Here is a 16438-nt window from a genome sequence, read left to right on the forward strand (position 1 = left end):
CCCCTGATCGTGTCGTTCGTTCGAGAATCGACCGAGTGGCCCAACCTTCGAGGCGTTAGCACCCATGTACCGGTTGATTTGTGCTCTGCTGCTCGGTCTCGCCGCGGTTGCTTCACCCGAGGCATCGGCGGACGAGTTCGCGTTCTTCTCGCCCGTGAAACCCTCGAGGCGTGTACAGGTGATGGCCCATCGGGGCATGGCCGCGGTCACGCCCGAGAACACGGCGGCGTCTCTCGAGCGGGCGATCGCCGACACGGTCGAATGGGTCGAGGTCGACGTCCGGCTCACCAAAGACGGCCGCCACGTCCTGCTGCATGATTCGACGCTCGACCGGACCACCAACGGTACCGGTCGCGTGGAGGACCGCACCCTGGACGAGGTGAAGGCGCTCGACGCGGGTTCGAAGTTCGCGAGTCGATTCGCGGGGACGTCGGTCCTGGCGCTCGACGAGATCCTCAAGCTCGCCAAGGAACGAGCTAACCTCTATCTCGACTGCAAACAAGTCGACCCGGCCCGGCTCGTCCACGAGGTGCATCAGGCCCGGATGGAGTCGCAAGTCGTCGTGTTCGCCTCGCCCGAAGTCCTCCGAGCCATCCGCGCCACGCCTGGTGGCGATCGCCTGGCACTGATGCCCAAGTGGCATCCGGATCTCGGCCTCGACGCGTTCGAGGAACTGAAGCCGGCCGCCGTCGAGTTCGATGCCGCCGACGTGACTTCGGAACGTTGCCAGGCCTTTCACCGTCGGGGAATCAAAGTTCAGGTCAAGACACTCGGGAATGACGATCGCGTCGAGATCTGGGGCCGCGTCATCGAGGCCGGCGCCGACTGGCTCCAGACCGACCACGCGGAGGAGATCCTCGCCCACGAAGCACACCGGCGGCTGGGGGCCTCGCGAGTCAAGATCGCCCACCACCGAGGCGCCTCGCGCTACGCCCCCGAGAACACGCTCCCCGCTTACGAAAAGGCGATCCGCCTGGGAGCGGATTACGTCGAGTTCGACGTCAGGACCACGCGAGATGGCAAGCTCTTCTTGCTCCACGACGGCTCCCTGAATCGCACCACGACGCTCAAAGGCCCGATCCGAGGACGCGACGCCTCGGAACTCGTGAACGTCGATGCGGGTGCATGGTTCGGACGTCCCTTCATCGGAATTCCCATGCCGCGGTTCGAGACCTTCCTGGACACCATCGGCAACCGCGTCGAGCTCTACGTCGATGCGAAGGACATCGCGCCTGAGGCCCTCGTCGACGCGCTCCGGACCCGCAACCTGATCGACCGATCGGTCGTCTACCAGGGGCCCGACTACCTGGCCCGGCTCCGTATCGTCGAGCCTCGCCTCCGCCGGATGCCGCCCCTCGCTCGAGAGGATCAGATCGACGCCTTGGCGGAGAAAGTCCAACCCTATGCGTTCGACACGCGTTGGACCAGCCTCTCCAAGTCGTTGATCGACCACTGCCACGCCAAAGGAATCAAAGTCTTCAGCGACGCCCTCGGATTGAACGAGTCCGTGGAGAGTTACCGCATCGCGATCCACGACGGCATCGACGTCATCCAGACCGATTATCCGGTGCGAGTCCTCCGAGCCCTTGAGCTGATCGAATCCAAGGCCGGGCATTGATCCCATGGACCGAGCCATCCTCTGAGGAGCTTAGATCGGATCTCGCCCACATGGCACACGAGTCTCTTGTTGTAAATAGTAGTCTGGATGTTTAAATAGTGTTTATTGCCGTGATCTCCGTTGTCCGCTATTGATAAGTTGTGAGAGATCAGTCACCCGTTCCCCGTGGGAATGTCGTCTTCGGACGCTCTGCGTCTTCTTTTTTCGACTCGGAAGGCCGCGTGGAAACCGCTGGAGCAAGTGAGCGAGCCGCTGACAGGACTTCCGATTCGATGCCTCCCCGGCGATGTCTGCTCCATCCGAATCGTTTCGCTTCCCTATCGCCCGAAGGTCGACCGCGACCCGAAAAACCAACGCGGAGCGTCGACGACGCTCCGCGTTGGTTTTTCGGAGTGCAGAGCGGCCAGCGGAGCGTTCTCGTGCGAACCGTAGGAACGAGGTTTTCCGCTTGCGATGCCAGAGAATCCCGCTCTGAGCTGCCTGCACCCGATTGAATAAGCTTTGTCGATTATTTAAATATTTGATGCCGTGTTATTACTTGGTGGTCCTTTCGTCAGGCGTACCGCAGGCTCAGTTTGATGCTCCCGCTCGTCCCGTCCCACCCGTCGACGGCAATCTGGTAGACCCTTCCAGCGACGGCATTGAAGGTGACGGAACTGGTATGGACCCCGGTGGCGTCGTCATTGGCCGCGACGGTCGTCAGGGAGGAGACAGCCGACCCGGTGTAGACGCCGAGGGTGGTGTCGAAGTTGCTGCCGGCGGTGTTGATCGTGACCGAGCCGCTGGTCGGCGCGGTCCAGGTCCACCAGACGGAGCGGCCGCCGCCGTTGCCGACGATGGTCGGCTCGCTCGCCTCCCGCGTCGCGTTCACGTTCGAGCCGGTCACCGTCGCCGAAGATCCGGTGATCGTCGCCCGCCTGGCGAAGCTGTCGTTGGGCGGGGCCAGCGTCAGGTTGAGCGTGACGTTGCCGTTGACGCCGTTGTAGCCGTCGACGGCGATTTGGTAGACGGTCCCGGCGACGGCGTTGAAGGTCACCGCGCTGGTATGAACCCCGCTGGCGTCGTCATTGGCCGCGACGGAGGTCAGCGCCGAGAGGGCGGAACCGGTATAGACCCCGAGTATCGTGTCGAAGTTGCTGCCGGCGGTGTTGATCGTGACCGACCCGCTAGCCGGTGCGGTCCAGGTCCACCATGCGGAGTGGCCGCCGCCATTGCCGACGATGGTCGGTTCGGCCGCCTCGCGGGTGGCGTTGACCGTCGAGCCGGTGACAGTGGCGGTCGTGCCGGTAATCGTCGCGCGGCGTGCGAAGGCGTCGTTGGCCGGGGCCAAGGCCAGTTTGAGCGTGATGTTGCCGCTGACACCGTTAAAGCCATCGACGGCGATCTGGTAGACAGTCCCCGAAACCGCGTTGAAGGTGACGGAGCTGGTATGAACCCCGGTCGCGTCGTCGTTGGCCGCGATCAACGTCAGCGCCGAGACGGTGTTTCCGGTGTAAACACCGAGTGTCGTGTCGAAGTTGCTCCCGGCGGTGCTGATCGTGACCGACCCACTGGCCGGTGCGGTCCAGGTCCACCAGGCGGAGCGACCGCCGGCGTTACCGACGATGGTGGGTTCGCCCGTCTCTCGCGTCGCGTTCACGTTTGAACCAGTGACCGTTGCCGAAGAGCCGGTGATGGTCGCGCGGCGGGCGAAGCTGTCGTTGGGCGGCGCCAAGGCCAATTTGAGCGTGACGTTGCCGCTGACGCCGTCCCACCCGTCGACGGCGATCTGGTAGACGGTCCCGGCGACCGCGTTGTAGGTCACCTCACTGGTATGCACGCCACTGGCGTCGTCATTGGCCGCGACCAAAACCAGGGATGAGAGGGCCGACCCGGTGTAGACGCCGAGCGTCGTGTCGAAGTTGCTGCCCGCCGTGTTGATGGTCACCGAACCGCTGGCGGGGGCCGTCCAGGTCCACCAGACGGATCGGCCGCCTCCGTTGCCGACGATGGTCGGTTCGCTCGCCTCGCGGGTGGCGTTCACGTTTGACCCTGTGACCGTCGCCGAGTTGCCGGTGACCGTCGTGCGGCGAGTGAAGCTGTCGTTGGGAGGGGCCTGGGCCAGTTTGAGGGTGATGCTGCCGCTGACGCCGTCCCACCCGTCGATGGCGACTTGATAGACGGTCCCGGCGACCGCGTTGTAGGTGACAGCGCTAGTTTGGACCCCACTGGCGTCGTCGTTGGCCGCGATCGTGGTCAGGGCCGACAGTGTGGTCCCAGTGTAGACGCCGAGCGTTGTGTCGAAACTGCTCCCGGCGGTGCTGATCGTGACCGGCCCGCTGGCCGGTGCGGTCCAGGTCCACCAGACGGATCGGCCGCCGCCGTTGCCGACGATGGTCGGCTCGCTCGCCTCGCGGGTGGCGTTCACGTTTGAGCCGGTCACCGACGCCGAAGAGCCGGTGATCGTCGCGCGGTGGGTGAACGCGTCGTTCGCAGGCGTCGTCGCCGGGGGAGCCTGTTGGGCGAGTGCTGACTTGACGTATGACCCGAAGTAGCTCGTCGGGGTATAGTTCCAGTCGGCGAGCAAGCAAGGCGTGGAGTCAGGGGTGAAGCTCCAGGCGGTCCAACTGTACCCGTGCTGGTTGGCCCAGGCGATCATGTTCTGGGTCCAGACGGCCGGGCTTGGCTGAGCCACCCCGACGGTGCCGGGGTCGCTGGCGTCGCCGAGGGTGCCGAACTCGCCGATGTACACCGGATATTTTCCGGCGACCGGCAGAAGGGCCTGGTCGCCATCGGCGGCTTTCTGCCACTCATTCGGGTAGAGGTGGAGCTGGTACATCAGGTTGCCGGCCGGGTCGGTCAGGCCGTACCCCTGGGAAATGCCGCTCAGGTCGTGCGCCCACTGCTTGCCTTCCGGCGAGACGATGTTGTTCGCCCCGGTCCCTCGGATCGCGTCGAGCAGGCCTTGCATCCCGGGGCTGTTGTACCCGGGACCGTCGTTGATCCAGCCGCCGTTCCTGTAGGTGTTCCAGTCGACGAGTTCTGGCTCGTTGAACGGGCCGAACATCACCGCCGGGTTGTTGGCGAAAAGTTTGGCGGCCCCGACGTTCGGGTCCGCCCAGAACTGTGTGGTGCCGCTGTCCGGCATGACGTGCAGCGCCGGGGCGGCCCCCGTTTGGCCCCGATCCGACCCCCACACGGTCAGCATCACGTAGGCGTTGGCGGCGCTTGCCTTGGCGACGATCTGGCTAACGGTGTTGCGGTAGGCAGCCCCGCCGTCGGCCGCCTCCCCCATATGCACACCTTCGTCGTGGCCGAACCAGAAGTCAGGGTACACGGTCACCCGGAGCAGGTTGGCGTGCCAGACGTTGAGGGCCTCGTCGGCCGACTTAAGAATATTGTTGGCGGCCGGATTGACGCCGCCCATTGGCGAGGACTCCAGCCCGGCGAGGTTCACACCCTTCAAAACCACGGCCTGGCCGGCCGAGTTCTGGAGCTGTGTCCCGACGACATGAAGCGGCATGCTAGACGGGACAACCCGATCCTCGATCGACTCCAGCCCGGGACGGAACCGGCGGGCCGATCGGTTCGGTAACAAAGCCCGCCCGGACGAGGTCCGGGTGCCGAACAACCGACGCAACACTGAGGTTGAGGGGGACATGGGAATGAACCTTCGGTGTTACGGGCGAGGTTGATTCCCGCCCTGACTCTATTCTGTCCGTTCACCGCGTCTACCCTTTACAACTCCGTCCCATTCGGAACCGGACAAATTCCGCGCGAGATTCCGGGCGGGCCCGATTTCTCGTGAGGGCCGGGGCTCCACCTCTATTCCTGATTCAAGGAGTTTCGTCGAATTCCGTGACACGCGGCGTCACGCGGGTGCGCTCGGGGACGGGTTTGACGACCACATTCGCTTCGCGGAATGAATTGGGGCCGCGTTCCTCGCCTTGGGATGATCGCAAGTTCAGAGATTGGCGCGTTCCAGGATTTGGCAAGGACATTGCGGTCATCTTGGTGTCGCGATGCGTCAGAGTCCTATCGAATCGCTGGCCAACTCGGGGATATATCATCAACGAGAATAAATCGAAAACATGCGGATCGTTTCTGGAAATGCTTTACTATCGACTTGGTAAGACTAGCGGTCGGAAGTTGCAGCTCTTCGGGGTCGTTTGCTGCCGACGGGCCAGCGACCCGAGCTGAAGTCGGTGCGTTGGGTCAGGAGATGGATGAGGCTGGCGATGATATGGGAGAGGGTCTCTCGTCTTCCGTATGGAAACTCCTCAACGAGGATGCCTTTGAAGCCGCCTTCGAGGTCCATGAGATCACAACCGGTTGAGCCCCGTCTGTTGCCGAACAGACAGGGAACGCCGAGGACGTGGCCGAGCGGTTGGAAAAAGACATCCAAATCGCTCTGCTGCACGTTGTCATCGGCAACCCGTTCCGGCCGTCGGTCTTCAATCCCTCTTGGCTGACCCGCGGCGAGACCGTCCGTAGGCTCGCGACCCTGATCTACGAGGAGCGGCTGTCCGAACACCTACCGTTGCTCGCGGACGCACTCGATGAGGCCGGATGTACTGGCGACGAAATTCTCTCGCAAGGGCGATTGGGGTTTGAACACATATGAGGCTGATGGGTTGTCGACGCCGTTCTCGGGAAAGTGTGAGAGGGCCGAAACGCGGGCGCCCACTCATTCTCGGTCGACTCGGCCGGGCGGATGCCGAGAAACGTAATCCGGCTCGGCGACCCGAAGAAGGTTGACCTCGCTCTGCTCAGGACAGGACGTCCGAGGAGTCGGCCCAGTCGTAGACGTGATCGACGAGTCGGTCGGCGAGGTCGTCGCCGGGGGGGAGCGATAACGGGGGATGACCGGAGCGGACGAGGTGGATGGTGTGGCGTCCCGCCTGGAGGCTCTTGAGGTCATTGGCCACGGTCAGGTCGGCGCGATTGGTCAGGTTCGCGGCCTCGGCCGTGCGGATGAGCTCGGAAGGCTCGGACCCGGATAGGAGCTTGAATCCGACGAGGTAGACGTCGGGCGACCAGTCGCGGACGGCCCGGATGACCTTGGGCGTGCGACGGCCGTGGATGACGATCGACTCGGCGTCAGAGTCGAGCTTGCCAGACATCGGGATCGGTTCGAAGTCCGAGACGGCCATGGCCAGGAAGGCCGCGTCGATCGTCTCGGAGCGGAGGCATCCTTCGAGGGCGTCCGCGTACTCGGCCACGGTCCCGTGTTTCAGGGGGACGAGGTGGAGCTTTCCTTTCACCCGGCTCCAGATGCGTCGGAGGTCCTCGAGACGCGCCTGCTCGGCGTCGGGGTCGGCATCGAGACGGTATCCGGCCTGGCGGAAGAAGGGGAGCTGTGCCGAGGGAGTGTGGATGTGCCAGACGGAGGCCCCGCGCCGGAGACAGGCTTCGCTGATCATCGCGGAGAATCGCCCCGACGAAACATTGGCGATATAGCGGACGTCGTCGATCGGCGCGATCGTACCTCCCCCGGTCACTACCACGTTCATCCCGCCCGCTTCTCCTCTCTTGCGTGCTCTCATGGTGGCGGCTAGCTTGTCCTAGAGTCCGCCGCGACCTCGAAACCCGTTCCCCGTCCGAGCCGCTTACGATGCAGACGACCGCCCCGCACGACCCGATGGCCCGCGAGCTCTTCGATGAGATCGCTCGGTGGCCGATCTTCGATCCGCACTCGCACATCGACCCTCATCGGCCGGCCGCGCGGAACTTCGACGAGATCCTCGGCTACCACTACTATACCGAACTCGCCCACTCCGCGGGGATGTCCGCCGATCGGGTCGCTCCGGAGCTCTCCCCGCAGGTGCGGGTCCGCAACCTGGCCGAATACCTCGATCGGATCGATAACACCGTACAGTACTCGTGGCTCCTCGAGATCGCCCGGACGTTCCACGGCTTCGCTCACGATCGGATCACGCCTCAAAACATCGGCGAGCTCTACGACCGTGCCGAACGATCCGCCGACGGCCCTTCGTGGGATCAATCGGTCTGGGACAAGTCCCGGCTGGAGGCCGTCTTCCTGACCAACGACTTCGATGATCCCCTCGAAGGTTGGGATTTGAAGAAATACGTCCCTTGTCTCCGAACCGACGACCTCGTCTTGAAGCTCCACGAGCCGAGCACGGTCGATCGGCTCAAACGTTCGACCGGAGTCGATGTCGGGGACTTTGCCAGCCTACGCGAGGCGATCGGCGTCTTGTTCCAGCGGTTCACGAGTCGGGGGGCTCGCGCTTGCGCGATCAGCCTCCCGCCCGACTTCATCCCGCGCCCTGGCTCGCCCAAGCGTGCGGTGACTCCGATCCGTCGGGCGTTGAATCGAATGGATCTCCGTCCCGACGAACATGACGAGGTCCGCCGCGTTGTGTTCTGGACCTTGGCCGAGTTCTGTGCGGAGTTCCGGCTTCCGTTCGACCTCATGATCGGCCCGATCCGCAATATTTACCCCGCCGGTGTCTCGGGCGGACGCGACCTGTTCGATCGTCGGGTGAGCCTGGCCGACTATCGCGAACTCTTCAACCATTTCTCGAATGTGACCTTCCCGGTCTCCACGCTCTCGCCCGACGCGGGGGGGGAACTCGTCTCGTACGCATGGATCTTCCCCAACGTCCTGCCGATGGGGCACTGGTGGTATTCGAACATCCCGGCGTTCATCGCCGCGGACCTCAAGGCAAGGATCCAGGCGGTCCCGAAGGGGAAAGTGGTCGGCTATTATTCGGATGCGTACAAGCTCGAGTTCGTCCTCCCGAAATTCAACATGTTCCGCAAAATCCTCGCGGAAACCTTGGCCGACGGGGCGATGCGAGCGCAAGGATGGTCGGCCGATCGGGCGCTGGAACTCGCACGACTGGTCGTCCTGGACAACCCAAGACGCATATTCGGACAACCGCGATCCGAGATTCCCGAGTCGATTTGACCTGCGCCGGCCGGAGGGCGATATTACAGGTTGAGCGAGTCCTGGACCGAGCGCCGATGCGGCCCGGCTGGACTGGTTCCTACTTCCGAGCCCTCGGCTCTGCGGAGCGAGGACCGGCCAGGATAGGCGACCATGACTCGAAAACGCTTCGAGACCACGATACCGGCAGCCCTCGCCTTGGGGCTCGCCGTCAGCATACCCCTCTCCGTCTCTGCCCAGGTCGGCCCCGGGTTGTCGTCTGGAAGCGGCGAAGGGACCGGCACCGGCTATTCCTCCGGCGTCCAGAACAACCGATCGGGCTCAGTCTCGGGAGTTGGTCCTGGGTCTTCCGGGCTCGGTGTCAACGGCGAGGAAGGGCCGCGAGGGCCCGCGAACTACAACCGACTTCCACCGAACTTCGTCGTCCCCTTCGGGCCGGGCGTCGACACACGGTTCCCCGACGACACGACTCTCTTCCCGTTCGCCCACGACCCGCAAGGCGGGGCGAAAGGTGTCGGGGATAGCCTGGCGAAAGTCCAGCCCAAGGAGCTGGAGTACGCCAGGCAGATCGCCGACCCGGGCGAGCGGACCTTGACCTACCAGCGCATCGGGGCGGTCGCGATCTTCAGCAACCAACTCCCGGTCGCCCACGAGGCGCTCGGGGAGGCGGCGAAGTCGGTCGTCGAAATCTCCGACACGACCATCCGAGACCTCCGCCTGCTCTCGATCATCCACACGCTGGACAACCTCAGCGAGTCGTACCTTCGCGAAGGCAAGATCGACACGCTACCCGCGCCGTCCGACGACGAGTCTGCTCCTTTGCCGAAGGATGCCACGGGCGATCGCGTGAAGGTCATCACTCGCGCGGAGTTCGAGTGGCGTCGAGCCGCGTTTCTCGCCAGCAAGCTCGAGAACCCGACGTACCGCAATGAGATGCTGTACCGGGTCGCCGACAGCGAGGCGTTCGGCAGCCTGACGATTATGAACGAGTTCCCGAAGGAGGTCGGTGCCACACCCCCTCCGCCGCCTGAGCCGGCCGCACCCGCGGTGTCGCCCGGCCCGGCGACCTCCCCGAGTGATACGGTCGCCACCCCGACACCTGCCGTCACCCCGGCCCCCGCGACGACCCCCAACTCGTCCGTGCCCGAGCTCATCCGACGTCGGGCAGATGACCTCCTCGTGAAGGCGGCGAGCGTCGCCAGCACGATCGACCGACCCGCCTGGCGCGACCGGGCGTTCGTCGCGATCGCGACGTCGGGAGCAGCCTCACGACAATTCGACCGGGCGATCCAGATCGCCCGGTTGATCCCGCAACCCGAGGTCAGGACCGACGGCATGATCCGGATCGCCGAGTTGCAAGCCCGGGCGAATCAGAACGCCGGGGCGACCTCGACGTATCACGAAGCGGCTCAGGCCGTCGCTGCGATCCCCCTGCCCTCGCCCAAGATGGTGCTGACCGGTGTGCTGATCGACAGCTTGATCGCCACCGGCCGGTTCGAGGATGCCAGGGCATGCGTCCGGCTCTACACCGAGAAGTCACGCCAGACCGTCGCCCTCAGCGCGATCGCGGAGTCGCAAGGCTTCCGCGGTGCGTCCGAGTCCGCGATGGCCTGGATTGCTCGCGAGATCCCGGCGCAGGATCAACCGGCCCTGTACCGTCGAGTACGCTATGGCGTGCTCATGGCCATCGAGCAGAACCGCAGCCGCGATCTCTCGAACCAGAACCGTTGATGAGATCGGCCTGAGGACTCTCTTGAGGCCGTCCGAGATCCATGCCGAGGCGGCCGGGATTTGCAAAAATCCCGGCCGCCTCGCTTGGTTTCAACACCCGCAGTCACGCCGACTCCGCTCGCCTCGTGTCCCTCACTTCGGCTCGAAGAACGCCGGATAGCGCTGCTTGGTCGCGCGGATGCCGGCGTGGACGGCGTGGATGTCGAACCCGACCACGAACATCTGGCAGCCCCAGTCCCGCATCCTCGAGGCATACTCCGGGCCTCTCGGGACGATCCCCCAAGGCTTCCCCGCGTCCGCACAGGCTCGGGCGATGCCTTCGATGGTTTCGAGACAGCGAGGATTCTCGAAGTCTCCGGGCATGCCGAGGACCTGGCTGATATCGGCCGGCCCTACGAAGAGGAGGTCGACGTCGGGGACCGCCGCAATCTCGGCGATGGAGGCGATCGCGCTGGCGGTCTCGATCTGGATCCCGACGAAGGATTCTTCGTTCGCCTTCACGACGTATTCGGAGAGGGACGTCAGTCCGAATCGGCCATCACGGTTGCCGCCGTTCATCCCTCGCTCGCCCCTCGGCCAGAACTTCGCCCAACGCACGGCCTGCTCGACCTCCTCGGCCGAGCGAACCATGCTCACCATCACTCCTCCTGCCCCGGCCTCGAGCGGGCGCATGATGGCGGCGTAGTCGGTCGCGGGGAGTCTGACGAAGTTGTCGAGCCCATAGGCCTTGGCCGCGAGCGTGGCCCACTCGATCTCTCGCATGCCGATGCCCGCGTGCTCGGCATCGAGCCACAAGGCGTCGAAGTCGCCGTGCTCGCCGATGATCTCGATGAACTTCGGGCTCAACAACTGGCCGACGCCGAACATCCGAACGAGCTCGCCCGCGGCCAACCGTTGTTTGATCCTGCGCATCTATCTTCCCTCCCGATGACCGATCCTTCACAATAGTCGGATCCTTGACCGGTCGGCTGCCGGGGGGTCGTGTCGATCGACGCCGAGCCATCTCGGAGGTCGCCCCTGACGCCGGCCGTTGAACCTAGCATGGCGCCTACCCTGGACCAAGGGGGTCGTCCCACCCTCGGACCCTCGATGCGGAGGCCGGATTTCGCCCATGGTGCAACCTCGGGTCGATCTCGACTCCTCGAAGCTTTCACGGCGAACTTCGGCGTGCGTCTTCCTCGTGTGGCTGGTCGTCGTTTGGATCCGCGTCCGGAGGGGCCTGCGAAGGGGGCGGTTCCTCGTCGTTCTCTACTACGTCCCGTCAATCTTCGTGGTGTCCGTCTTCGTCGGCGGTTTGGTCGCGTTCATTGCGACGCTCTTATTTCGGGCGGTCGTACGTCCGCTGGTCGTGCGTTGGCACACCCCATCGACCGACGACACCATGGGCTCCTTCTACTTCGCCCCAAGCGAGTGGGTCGTCGAGTCGCTCCCCGCGCGAAAGCGAGCCGGCCGGAGATGGATTCCGGGCGCCCTGATACGGACCAACCAGTGTCTCTGGTTTTTCCCCAACGCCCAGGGTTTAGAGGTCTGGTCCTGCGGACTGGACCCACTGCCGGATATTCGTCCCGAGCCTATGCGGGAGTTCGCTGGAGGGTTGGTGCTCAACTGGCCCCATCGGGTCGCGATCCGTCTCGAAGGGGCTGAGAGCGAGGTCGAGGTATTCGCGGTCTCGGACCCGACCGCCGTGCTGTCCTGGACTCCGACATCGACGTCGATGTTGACGTCGAACTCGGTCCGAACTTGATCCGACTATGCGAGGAGTGCCGATGACGCCCCGGTTCACCGTGTTGGTCACTGATTTCCTGGACGAGGCCACGATCGAGACGCCGATCCTCGAAGACATCGCGCGGGTCGTGTTCGCTGGCGCGTCCGACGAGCCGGGCCTATGTCGCTATCCCGAGCTCTCCGAAGTCGACGCGATGCTGACGTTCCACGAGATCCCCCTCATCGGCGAGCCGACGTTCGCGTTGGCGCCCCGATGCAAAGGGGTGGTCCGTGCCGGGGTCGGCTATAACAACATCGATCGGCTCGCGGCCGGTCGCCGGGGGATCGTCGTCTGCAACGTGCCCGACTACGGCACCGAAGAGGTGGCCGACCACGCCATCATGTTCTTGCTCGCGATGGTCCGTCGCCTCTTGCCGACCCACCTGGAGATCCGGTCGGGCGGCTGGGATCACCGGACGGCCTACGGGACGCCTCGCCTCAGGGGCAAGACGATCGGGCTAATCGGCTGCGGGAGGATCGGGACTGCGACCGCGCTTCGCGCGAAGTCCCTCGGTCTCGATGTCGTCTTCTACGATCCCCACGTGCCGGAAGGCGTCGACAAGGCGCTCGGGATCCGTCGGGTCCATGAGCTCGATGCGCTTCTCGCCCAAAGCCACTTCGTCAGCCTGCATTGTTACTTGGATGAAAAGAGCTATCACCTGATCAATACAGAGACCCTTGCAAAGATGCGTCCGGGGGCCTACCTCGTGAACACGGCACGCGGTCCGATCATCGACCAGGTCGCCCTGGGCGACGCGCTCGAATCGGGACACCTCGCCGGGGCGGCCGTCGACGTGGTCGAACGCGAGCCCCTCGATGACGAGAGGCTCAGGCACCATCCCAACATCCTCCTGACCCCACACTCGGCCTTCTACAGCGTCGAGGGCTATGTCGAGCTCCGGACCAAGGCCGCCCAGGAAATCCGCCGAATCCTGCTCGGCGAGGCGCCTCGAAACCCGGTTTGACCGACGATATGCCGGAATCAGTCGTCGGGACGGCCTATGGTTTGGTCCTCTCAACTCCTGGTCACGCCGTGACTTCCGGCAACCATACGGGGCCTGCCGGACGTCCGAGCCGGTTTCCGACATGCGAGTTCGGAATAATTTCTGATTTCGCGCGAACATCTCTCGTCGATAGAATGTCTAAGACCGCAACACGGGGGACGACCCTCATAAGGTCGACCCTCGGAGCCAGCACCGGGCGCGTGTCCCGGTGAGCACGAGGAATCGGGAGCCTGAACGGACCCCAACGACTCGTTAATGCCAGGGGACGCAAGAATTGTCCCCACTCGCGACGGCCGCCCTTCACGGGGTGGTCCGACCGGCGACCGACGAAGTCGCCGCGCTCTCAGTCGCCTCACTTCTTCATCCCGCCCTATGTCGGCGGATGTGAGGGTCTTGCCATGTTGAACCGCACGAACCGGACGCTGTCGGCCAACCTGAACCGGCTGAACCTCGGCACGCGGTCGTTCGCCATCGCGGCGAACGTCAACAACGGCGATCAGACCCTGCGCCTCCGCCACGATGACCATCGTGTCGTTTTGCGCGACGGGATGCCGGGATATCCAACGACTCCGATTTCGATTCGGAGCGGAGGGATTCCGGCCATCCCGAGTTCATCCCCGTCCACCTCCTCGCGCCAAGTATTACGGCGCGAGGTCGGACGGCCAAGGGTCGAGCTCGCCGTCGTGTCGTTTCCCGAGAGAGGCTCCGCCTGTCTCCTCGCGGAATCCCAAGAACGTTTCCTCGGGCTCTTCTGGCAAAAGCAAGAAGACGCCAAACGCGACCGCAAACCGTTGAAAACGGGCCTGCGATCGCTCGAGGGTTACGGCCTTGGTAGGACATCGGCCCAGGCGACCCTTGCGACCCCCGCGACCGCGATACTCGCGGCCGCGGGAGGGTGAACCCCGACCTCCCTACTCAATCTCGTTGGAACCTCGACGAACGCGTGCGAATGTGTCGATCGCAATGCGTCGTTTGATTCCAGCCCACTGAGTTGAGTTGGCGGTCGGCTTCGTGCGGACGACCCTTGCCCCGACCTCGCAAGGTCACCGCGCCCCAGCCGTCACCGTCGGCCGCCGCGCCTCGGCGCGTGACTCGGCGAGTCGTCCCGCCTCGAGATCCTCGTGATCTCGAAGGCCGAGGACCACCGACCGCGTCCGCACCTTGGTCGCCAGGCGCCTGATTCGTGGACTGCGAAGAGGTTCGTTCCCCGGCGGCCGTTAAGGCCCAACGTCGGGTCGGACCTGGACCCCAAAGGTATGGGGGGCGACCAACGTGTTGGCGACTCTGTGCAGCAATGTTCCCGTCCGGGATGAGTCCTGGACTGACCTGGCCATCCTGGTTCGTCGTGCTCAGGAAGGTGATCGCGAGGCGTTCGGCGAACTCGTCGAGCAGTTCCAGCGGACCGTCCACTCGATCTGCCTGCGGCGACTTGGTAACCCGAGCGAGGCCCTGGAGATGACCCAGGAGGTCTTCCTCCACGTGCTCCGAAGGATTGACCAGCTTCGCGAGCCCGAGCGGTTCGCCGGCTGGCTCCGGCAGGTCACGATCCGGATGGCGATCAATCGCGCCACCCGTCGGACGGCTCCTCCGAGCGTCGAAACCTCCGTGCTCGAAGGGGCCAGCTCCGATCGGTGCGATGATCCGCTCGACGTCATGATCTCTCGGGAGCGCGCCCATCGACTTTGGGAGGCGCTCGAACGGCTCAAGACGATCGACCGCGAGGTCCTGGTCGCGTTCTACATCCAGGGGCAGTCCCTGATCGAGATCGCCGAGGAGCTTAACACGCCGATCGGGACGATCAAGCGACGGCTCCATACCGCCCGGAAGCGGCTCAAGCTCGAGCTGGAAGAGAGCGTCGACGACGCCGACGAATGGGCGGATGGTTCGTTCGACGACGAAGAGGAAGAGGATGACCTCGTCGGAGCCGGCTCCGGGACGTTGTCCCTCCGATAAGCGGCCTCTCGGGATGAGCCTGATTCGGGTTCATCTCGAGGCCGCTCGTCGGTCGATTTCCTCCTGCCACTCGCGAAGATACTGGTCGGTGCGAGCTCGCAACAGAGTGATATCGACCCAGGCCATCACCGCGATCGGCAGGAACAAGCACCCGACCAGGGCTACGCCGATGTCGGGCCTGTGGAACGCCGAGAACAGCCCCACGAAGATGAGGCTCAAGATCAGAAGGACCGCGGAAAGGGCCCAGGTCACGCGCTGATACTTCGCGACCTGGTCCTCGACCGGCTCGGCATCCAGGCGAATCCTGCCGAGCTTCTGCCTCCAGTACCTCTCGCGAGTCGGCCAGTCTCGCTCGTCTTCGAGATCGAAATGCACGACATTCACACCTATGCGACTGAGTAACCCTTTAGCTCCCAAAACCTGGCGACCTCGGCATTCGGGGATACCTCGGGGCCCAAATGTGTCCCAACCTCAGGGCAGTGTACCCGAATTCAAGTACCACATCCGATCCGGCCCTTTGACCAGCCCGATCTTCATGGGAATGGCCGCGATGGGCGCATCGTCCCGACCGCTTCCGGAGAAGACATTGACGGTGTAAGTGGCTTGGGCGGCCGTCTGTCGGCTGTTCTTCAACGACTGAAATTCTACGACTTCGAACTGCAAGGGATTGTAACGAAGCTCGGGATCCTTCGCCAAGGTCGCGAGTCGCTGCTTCCAGTAAGCCTCGAAGCTCTCGATCGTCGAGAACTCCGCCGCGTCCCGCCCCGCCGAGCTCAGGAGAAACCACATCCGGCGGTAGTGTGGGAGATAGTGCGAGATTGCCGAGTAGAAGTCGTTGACCGCTTGCTCGGCGGTCACCCGGACCGGCCGCTCCAGGGTGATCCAGATCGGATAGGACAATAAGACCAGGATCGTCGCGCCGATTGGGAAGATCGCGAACGCGGTCCCGTAGAATCCGACCGAGATCGCGAGCACATCCAGGGCCCCGAGCGTCACCATCACGACCCCGAGCAGGATGATCGTCGGTCCCCACTCGCCCCAGCGAGACCAGACGGGGTCGACGGCATCCTCGGGGTCCGCCGATTCGTCGGGGATCGCATCGGTACGGGGCCTGGGCTTGGGAATGGGCCTCGGTAGCGGAGGCGCCAGGACGGGCGGAACGATCTCGAGCGGCGTGGAGTCGTTCGGCTCCGGTACAGCCCCTTCCTCGAGGTCATAGCTCTCGCCGGGGGTGGACGCAACGGCGGCCGGTGGCGCGACAGGGGTGGACTGTTTCGGTTCCTCCCCTACCAGCCATTGGGGTTCGGCGTTGCTCGGCTCACCCTCGTCTTCGGGACGGGGAGAGGTCAACTCGATCATCGGACATCTCCTGGATCCGAACGCGAACGAGGGCCCGGCGCGGAGTTCTCGCGCACCGATTGCCCAACGCGAGGATTGAGCGCGGGCCGACCCCCTCGAAGGCCGGGTTGCGGCCTT

At 64.3% G+C, this 16438-nt stretch carries 13 protein-coding genes; 8 read left to right on the forward strand and 5 right to left on the reverse strand.

Annotated features, from left to right (window positions below):
* Positions 1-64: 64 nt before the first annotated feature.
* On the forward strand, positions 65-1618 hold the full coding sequence (locus tag ACYOEI_RS03375) for a glycerophosphodiester phosphodiesterase (RefSeq protein WP_462847882.1): 1554 nt from the start codon (positions 65-67) through the stop codon (positions 1616-1618).
* A 553-nt stretch (positions 1619-2171) separates the two neighbouring features.
* Here the strand turns inward: ACYOEI_RS03375 and ACYOEI_RS03380 are convergent.
* Entirely contained in the window at positions 2172-5120 is a 2949-nt protein-coding gene (locus ACYOEI_RS03380; RefSeq protein WP_462847883.1) for a cellulase family glycosylhydrolase, read from the reverse strand.
* Between the two features lie 852 nt (positions 5121-5972).
* Here ACYOEI_RS03380 and ACYOEI_RS03385 point away from each other — a divergent pair.
* Complete coding sequence (locus tag ACYOEI_RS03385; protein WP_462847884.1) at positions 5973-6221, forward strand: hypothetical protein; 249 nt, start codon at positions 5973-5975, stop codon at positions 6219-6221.
* Positions 6222-6366: 145 nt separating this feature from the next.
* On the opposite strand, the gene ACYOEI_RS03390 is transcribed toward ACYOEI_RS03385, so the two are convergent.
* Positions 6367-7110, reverse strand: coding sequence for a phosphopantothenoylcysteine decarboxylase domain-containing protein (locus ACYOEI_RS03390; RefSeq protein ID WP_462847885.1), 744 nt, complete (start codon positions 7108-7110; stop codon positions 6367-6369).
* A gap of 101 nt (positions 7111-7211) precedes the next feature.
* Here ACYOEI_RS03390 and ACYOEI_RS03395 point away from each other — a divergent pair, with 101 nt between their 5' ends.
* Both ACYOEI_RS03395 and ACYOEI_RS03400 read left to right on the forward strand, forming a co-directional pair.
* The gene (locus ACYOEI_RS03395) at positions 7212-8531 is read left to right on the forward strand and encodes a glucuronate isomerase (RefSeq protein ID WP_462847886.1); all 1320 of its coding nucleotides are present in this window, start codon (positions 7212-7214) and stop codon (positions 8529-8531) included.
* 132 nt (positions 8532-8663) lie between these two features.
* On the forward strand, positions 8664-10241 hold the full coding sequence (locus ACYOEI_RS03400; RefSeq protein ID WP_462847887.1) for a hypothetical protein: 1578 nt from the start codon (positions 8664-8666) through the stop codon (positions 10239-10241).
* A gap of 132 nt (positions 10242-10373) precedes the next feature.
* Here ACYOEI_RS03400 and ACYOEI_RS03405 read toward each other — a convergent pair whose 3' ends face one another.
* Positions 10374-11153 carry an HpcH/HpaI aldolase family protein gene (locus ACYOEI_RS03405; protein WP_462847888.1) on the reverse strand — a complete coding sequence of 260 codons (780 nt, stop codon included), beginning with the start codon at positions 11151-11153 and terminating at the stop codon, positions 10374-10376.
* 199 nt (positions 11154-11352) lie between these two features.
* Between ACYOEI_RS03405 and ACYOEI_RS03410 the strand changes: the two genes are divergently transcribed.
* The 4 genes from ACYOEI_RS03410 to ACYOEI_RS03425 all read left to right on the forward strand — a co-directional run bounded on the left by ACYOEI_RS03410 (position 11353) and on the right by ACYOEI_RS03425 (position 14962).
* Positions 11353-11985: a hypothetical protein gene (locus ACYOEI_RS03410; protein ID WP_462847889.1), complete on the forward strand. Its 633-nt coding sequence runs from the start codon at positions 11353-11355 to the stop codon at positions 11983-11985.
* A 22-nt stretch (positions 11986-12007) separates the two neighbouring features.
* A complete protein-coding gene (locus tag ACYOEI_RS03415) occupies positions 12008-12970 on the forward strand; it encodes a C-terminal binding protein (RefSeq protein WP_462847890.1) in 963 nt (320 codons plus the stop codon).
* Positions 12971-13407: 437 nt separating this feature from the next.
* Complete coding sequence (locus ACYOEI_RS03420) at positions 13408-13908, forward strand: hypothetical protein (RefSeq protein ID WP_462847891.1); 501 nt, start codon at positions 13408-13410, stop codon at positions 13906-13908.
* A gap of 373 nt (positions 13909-14281) precedes the next feature.
* Positions 14282-14962, forward strand: coding sequence for an RNA polymerase sigma factor (locus ACYOEI_RS03425; protein ID WP_462847892.1), 681 nt, complete (start codon positions 14282-14284; stop codon positions 14960-14962).
* A 30-nt stretch (positions 14963-14992) separates the two neighbouring features.
* On the opposite strand, the gene ACYOEI_RS03430 is transcribed toward ACYOEI_RS03425, so the two are convergent.
* Together ACYOEI_RS03430 and ACYOEI_RS03435 are read right to left on the reverse strand one after the other, a co-directional pair.
* Positions 14993-15337 (reverse strand): hypothetical protein, encoded by a 345-nt coding sequence (locus ACYOEI_RS03430; protein WP_462847893.1) that lies wholly within the window; start codon positions 15335-15337, stop codon positions 14993-14995.
* 96 nt (positions 15338-15433) lie between these two features.
* Complete coding sequence (locus tag ACYOEI_RS03435; protein WP_462847894.1) at positions 15434-16321, reverse strand: hypothetical protein; 888 nt, start codon at positions 16319-16321, stop codon at positions 15434-15436.
* Between the last annotated feature and the right edge of the window lie 117 nt (positions 16322-16438).

Source organism: Singulisphaera rosea (assembly GCF_054877945.1).